This window comes from Streptomyces sp. NPDC048331, from assembly GCF_043201215.1.
Lineage (GTDB): Bacteria > Actinomycetota > Actinomycetes > Streptomycetales > Streptomycetaceae > Streptomyces.
This window is the reverse complement of the sequence record NZ_JBICYT010000097.1, coordinates 1-3,247: the sequence shown is the minus strand read 5'-3', so window position 1 is coordinate 3,247 and position 3,247 is coordinate 1. Positions and strand designations below refer to the sequence as shown.

Annotated in this window: 5 protein-coding genes; 3 read left to right on the top strand and 2 right to left on the bottom strand. The window is 71.3% G+C overall.

From position 1 onward, the window contains the following. Nucleotides 1–88 (top strand): adenosylhomocysteinase (locus tag ACGFYY_RS42275; RefSeq protein WP_365279692.1); only part of this gene is annotated, 88 nt, incomplete at its 5' end. Nucleotides 89–183: 95 nt separating this feature from the next. Continuing rightward, on the top strand, nucleotides 184–804 hold the full coding sequence (locus ACGFYY_RS42270) for a hypothetical protein (RefSeq protein WP_393717960.1): 621 nt from the start codon (nucleotides 184–186) through the stop codon (nucleotides 802–804). Between the two features lie 4 nt (nucleotides 805–808). On the opposite strand, the gene ACGFYY_RS42265 is transcribed toward ACGFYY_RS42270, so the two are convergent. After that, nucleotides 809–1,729: an RDD family protein gene (locus tag ACGFYY_RS42265; protein WP_393717958.1), complete on the bottom strand. Its 921-nt coding sequence runs from the start codon at nucleotides 1,727–1,729 to the stop codon at nucleotides 809–811. Nucleotides 1,730–1,842: 113 nt separating this feature from the next. On the opposite strand from ACGFYY_RS42265, the gene ACGFYY_RS42260 reads away from it, so the two are divergent. Beyond that, the gene (locus tag ACGFYY_RS42260) at nucleotides 1,843–2,850 is read left to right on the top strand and encodes a stage II sporulation protein M (RefSeq protein ID WP_393717956.1); all 1,008 of its coding nucleotides are present in this window, start codon (nucleotides 1,843–1,845) and stop codon (nucleotides 2,848–2,850) included. A gap of 184 nt (nucleotides 2,851–3,034) precedes the next feature. On the opposite strand, the gene ACGFYY_RS42255 is transcribed toward ACGFYY_RS42260, so the two are convergent. Then, the coding region (locus tag ACGFYY_RS42255; RefSeq protein ID WP_393717954.1) for a hypothetical protein at nucleotides 3,035–3,247 on the bottom strand (213 nt) is incomplete at its 5' end.

Sequence of the window (3,247 nt, the reverse complement as noted above, 5' to 3'; positions counted from 1 at the left end):
CAAGCTCACCACGCTCCGCCCGGAGCAGGCCGCCTACATCGGCGTCCAGGTGGAGGGCCCGTACAAGCCGGACCACTACCGCTACTGATCACTCCCTGATCGGCAGAACGTGAAGCAGGCCCCCGGCACCCGTGCCGGGGGCCTGCCCCGTGTCCCCCCTCGACCCGAAGAAGAGTGCGCACCATGCCCCGCGGCCGCTACTCGCTCCACGACCCGCACGACCACACCCCGCTCGGCGAGGAACACTTCCACTGCGCGCCGGGGCCCTCCGGCTGGCGCTACGTCTCCCAGCTCACCGGCCCGGAGGGGGACCACCGCGGTTCCGTCGACCTGGCGATCGACGAGCTGGGACGCCCCATCCGCATGGAGCTCAACGCCGCGAGCTGGCAGGTGCGCGGCGCCGCCATCGACGGCGTCACCTGGGTCCGTACCGACCCCACCGGCACCGAGGCCACCGAGGGCAACATCGCCGCCCCCGGCTTCACCGGCACCTCCCCGGCCTTCCTCGTCGCCACGGCCCGCCTGCTGCGCCTGACCCCCGGCGCCCCCGCGACCCGCGTCCGGCTGCTGGCCCTCACCGACCCGGTGCTGGCACCCCGTACGGTCGACCAGGCCTGGGCCTTGGTCGTCCGGCAGGAGCACCCCACGGACAGCGGCCCCCTGCTGGTGGACGAGTACCAGGTCAGCGCCCTGGACACGGGAGAGGTCCACACGATCCACATCGCCGGGGACGTGGTGCTCTCCGCCCCCGGCATCGAACTCGAACACCTGGAGACGCCGCCCTCGGCCTTCGAGGACCAGTGATCGCTCAGGCGGGCGGCGCGAACCCGCCGGCGCGCGGAGCCGCCACGGGCGCGACGGGCGCGGGAGCCACGTAGGGGACCGGCGCCACGACGGGCATCCGCCCCGGCATCGGCCCTGGCATCGGCGCGGGAGCGGGAGCGGGAGCGAACCCGGCACCGGCACCGGCACCGGCCGCGGACGGCCGGAACGCCCGCGCGGCGTCCCGCGTCTGCCGCTCGTGCACCACGGCCATCAGGAACGCGGCGGCCGGCACCCCGGCCGGCGGCGGTGCCCCCGTACGCGCCACCAGATCGTCCGCGAGCCGCGCCGCCATCGCGGCACCCACCTGCGGATCCAGCTGGTTCATCCGCGTCAGGTACTGGCGTATCGCCAGCCACAGCCCGTCCGGCACCGCCGACAGGTCCAGCCCCGTGAACCGCCCGGCCAGCCACGGCGGCGGCGGAGGCACCGGCATCACACGGGCCCCCGGCACCCGCTCCCGGACCACCAGCGTCCCCGCGAACACGTCTCCGAGCCGCCGGCCCCGCGCCGACACCAGCGAGGCTATGCACGCGATGGACCCGAAGGTCAGGATCAGCTCCACGATCCCCATGGACCCGCGCACCAACGCGTGTCGGAACCGGATCGGTCCGCCGTCGTCCCGTACGACCCGCAGCCCGCAGGCGAGCTTGCCGAGCGACCGCCCGTGGGACAGCGTCTCCACCGCGATCGGTACGCCCACCAGGAGCAGCAGGAAGCTCGCCACGGCCACGGCCGCCTGGGCGGCCAGGTCCAGCGAGGCGGTGGCCATGGTCAGCCCGACCGAGATCAGCACGTATCCGGTGACGTACACGGCCAGGTCCAGGAGGATCGCCAGCCCGCGGCTCGGCAGCCGCGCGGGCCGCAGCCCCAGGACGACCGCGTCCCCCGTCACCAGTTCGCTCACCGCAGCACCTCTCGTGTGACCCGTCCCCGCCCCTACGGTCTCCAGTCTGCCAAGCTGACCACACTAGGAATAGGCAAGGGCCAGGGGACCTGGGACAGGGGAGCGGCAGCCGGATGGATCTCGACGTCTTCGTGACCGCACACCGTGCGGAGTGGGACCGCCTGGAGCAGCTGCTGGGCCGAGGCCGCAAGCTCACCGGTGACGAGGCCGACGAACTCGTCGCGCTCTACCAGCGCACCTCCACCCACCTCTCGCAGATCCGGTCCAGCGCCCCGGACCCGATGCTCACCGGCCGGCTGACCCAGCTGGTGGCCCGCGCCCGCGCCACGGTGACCGGCACCCGCCGGGCCGGCTGGCGCGACGCCGCCCTCTTTTTCACGGCGGGCTTCCCGGCCGCGGTCTACCGCAGCCGCCGCTGGTGGATACCGACGGCCCTGCTCTCCACTGCGCTCGGCGTGCTCATCGGCTGGTGGATCGCCACGCACCCGGAGGTCCAGAGCGCTATCGCGGCGCCCGAGGACCTGAAGGCGCTCACGCAGCCGGGTGGCGAGTACGAGACGTACTACTCCAGTCACCCCGCGGGCTCCTTCGCCGCCCAGGTGTGGACGAACAACGCGCAGGCGGCGGCGATCTGCCTGGTCCTGGGCGCGTTCCTGGGGATCCCGGTGCTCTGGATCCTCTTCCTGAACATGGCCAACCTCGGCGTGGGCATCGGCCTGATGGCATCGGCCGGCCGCCTCGACGTCTTCCTGGGCCTGATCCTTCCGCATGGCCTGCTCGAACTGACGGCGGTGTTCGTCGCCGCGGGCATGGGCCTGCGCCTGGGCTGGACGGTCATCGATCCGGGCCCCCGTACCCGCCGTACAGCCCTCGCGGAACAGGGCCGCACCGCTCTCGGCATGGCCATCGGCCTCGCGGTCGTCCTCTTCGTCTCGGGCCTGATCGAGGGCTTTGTGACCCCGTCGGGCCTTCCCACGTGGGCCCGCATCACGATCGGGGTCGCGGCCGAGGTCGCCTTCCTGCTCTACGTCTTCGTCCTGGGCGGCAGGGCCGCGCGCGCCGGCGACGTCGGCGACGTGGAGGCGGCTGACCGGACGGCGACGCTCCCGACCGCGGCCTGATGTGCGTACAAGCCTGTTGAGCTGCTAGTCTCCTCGTCGTCCCGCGAAGACCGTTGACACGGAGCGCGCGGGGAGGTAGATTCGAACGGTTGCCTCGAACTGGACAAGTTCGGCAGCGATGGTTTAAACTCTCTCTCGCCCCCAAAAGGAATTGAATTCCAGTGGGGTACAGCCGACTCCTCATTCAGGAATCCGAAGCCGGGAAATCCGGTGGAAAACTTCTGATAGAGTCGGAACCGCCGGAAAGGGAAAACGCGAAAGCGAATACCTGGAAAGCGCCGAGGAAGTCGGACACGAAAGAGTCTGATAGAGTCGGAAACGCAAGAACAGAACGAAAGCCCGGAGGAAAGCCCGCGAGGGTGAGTACGAAGGAAGCGTCCGTTCCTTGAGAACTCAA